This is a genomic window from Roseitalea sp. (assembly GCF_984466335.1).
The window spans coordinates 1-2,307 of record NZ_CFIFWG010000255.1 but is presented as its reverse complement, the minus strand read 5'-3'; the positions used below and the strand labels follow the sequence as shown (position 1 = coordinate 2,307).

The 2,307-nt window shown below is 68.0% G+C and carries 2 protein-coding genes; one reads left to right on the top strand and one right to left on the bottom strand.

Annotation, left to right across the window (positions count from 1 at the left end; translation table 11 throughout):
* Window positions 1-137: 137 nt before the first annotated feature.
* Window positions 138-1,331: a tRNA 2-thiouridine(34) synthase MnmA gene (gene mnmA, locus AC5E6L_RS15250; RefSeq protein WP_491774443.1), complete on the top strand. Its 1,194-nt coding sequence runs from the start codon at window positions 138-140 to the stop codon at window positions 1,329-1,331.
* Between the two features lie 127 nt (window positions 1,332-1,458).
* Here the strand turns inward: mnmA and AC5E6L_RS15245 are convergent.
* The coding region (locus AC5E6L_RS15245; protein WP_491774441.1) for a DegT/DnrJ/EryC1/StrS family aminotransferase at window positions 1,459-2,307 on the bottom strand (849 nt) is incomplete at its 5' end.

Genomic DNA, 2,307 nt, shown 5'->3' with positions numbered 1-2,307 from the left:
AGAAACGCCTAAGGTGACGCTAAGGGATTGGTAAGAATCGACAATTGCCGCGGGCTGTCGCGCACCGCGCGATCGGCGGCCCTTCATGCTTGGCGCGCGCGGGCATAATGGCCTATATGGGCGCCGGAAGGACGCCGATGCTCAATTCGCTGGACATTGCGAAACCACCTGGGGACACGCGCGTGGTCGTGGCCATGTCGGGCGGCGTGGATTCGTCCGTCGTCGCCGGCCTCCTGCACGCCGAAGGCTATCAGGTGATCGGCATCACGCTACAGCTTTACGACCATGGCGCCGCCGTCCGGCGCACCGGCTCGTGCTGCGCGGGGCAGGATATCGACGACGCCCGCCGGGTGTGCGAGGAACTGGGCGTACCGCACTATGTGCTCGACTATGAGAGCCGCTTTCGCGAGGCGGTGATCGACCGGTTCGCCGACAGCTACATCGCCGGCGAAACGCCGATCCCCTGCGTTTCGTGCAACCAGACGGTCAAGTTCGCCGACCTTCTGAGGACCGCGCGCGATCTGGGCGCCGACTGCCTGGCAACCGGTCACTACATCCTCTCAAGGCCGAACGGGGCGCGCCGCGCGCTGCGCCGGCCCGCCGACGCCCGGCGCGACCAGAGCTATTTCCTGTTCGCCACCACGCAGGAACAGGTGGATTTCCTGCGCTTTCCGCTCGGCGCCATGACCAAGGACGAAACCCGCGCGGCGGCCGAGCGCATGGGCCTGATCGTATCGGGCAAGCCCGACAGCCAGGACATATGCTTCGTGCCGGAGGGCAGATATGCGGACGTGATCGCCAAGCTGCGGCCGAACGCGGCGCTGGCCGGCGAGATCGTGCATCTGGACGGGCGCGTGCTCGGCCGGCACGAGGGCATACTGCATTATACGATCGGCCAGCGGAAGGGCCTGGGCGTCGCCACCGGCGCGCCGCTCCATGTGATCAAGATCGACGCGCGCACGCGCCGGGTGATCGTCGGCCCCAGGGAGGCGCTCGACACGCGGGCCATCGCCCTGCGCGAGGTCAACTGGCTCGGCGACACGCCGCTCGATCGGCTGCCGGCCGGGGGCGTCGAACTGATGGCGCGCGTCCGCTCCACGCGCCCGCCCAGGCCCGCGCGACTGTCGGTCAGGGACGGGGCGGTGACGGTGGAACTGGCCGGCGGCGAGGCCGGCGTCTCGCCGGGCCAGGCGTGCGTGCTCTATGAGGGGGAAGAAGCGGGCGCCCGCGTGCTCGGCGGCGGCTTCATCGATCGCACGCGGCGGAGCGATCGGGTGGAACGGCAATTGGCCGCGCTGGACGATAAGCCGACGGTCGTGGCGGCGGAATAGGTTGCACGGCGGCCGGCCGATTCCCCGGAAGAACGCCCCCACCTTCCATTCAGCCCCTCAAGGGGTAGGGGTGAGAGGCAGGGGTTTTAAGGGGTAGGGGTGAGAGGCAGGGGTTTTAAAAAGCGCTCTACTCCGCGGCCACCGGCATCGCGCCCTCGCCGACGAAAGCGCGGATCTCGCCGATCACGCGATCCTGGTCCGCCGCGCTCAGATAGGGATGCATCGGCAGGCAAAGGATGGTCGCGGGCTTGGCCTCGGTGACCGGAAGGCCGCCCGGCGCGACCCGATAGCCACGGTAGGCCAATTGCCGGTGCAGCGGCTTGCGGTAATAGATCGCCGACGGGATGTCCTTGTCAGTCAGATGCGCCCTGAGCGCGTCGCGGTCGACGCTTTCGATGGCGTATTGCGCCCAGGCCGAACGCATGCCCTGGGGATTGCACGCGGTCTTGACGACATCCTTGAGCCCGTCGTGATAGCGCAGCGCGACGCGCTGGCGCGCCTCCATCTCCTCTTCGAGGATGTCGAGCTTGAGGTTCAGGATCGCGGCCTGGATCGTGTCGAGCCGCGAGGTCAGGCCGATGCGCACATTGTCGTACTGGTCCGCGCCCTTGCCGTGGAAGGCGACCGAGCGCATCACTTCGGCCAGTTCGTCATCGTCGGTCATCACCGCGCCGCCATCGCCGAAGCAGCCGAGCGGCTTGGCCGGATAGAAGCTGGTGGTCGCCACATCGCCGAAGCTGCCGCACCTGGCGCCGTCCCTGACGGCGCCGGTCGCCTGCGCGGCGTCCGAGATCACCTTGAGGCCATGGGCGCGCGCCAGCGGCACGATCGCGCCGTAATCGGCCACCATGCCGAAAAGATCGACCGCGATGACGGCGCGCGGCGTCAGGCGGCCTTCGGCCTCGATCATGCCGATCGCCGCTTCGAGGGACCGCACGTCCATCAGATAGGTTTCGGGATCGATGTCGACGAAAAC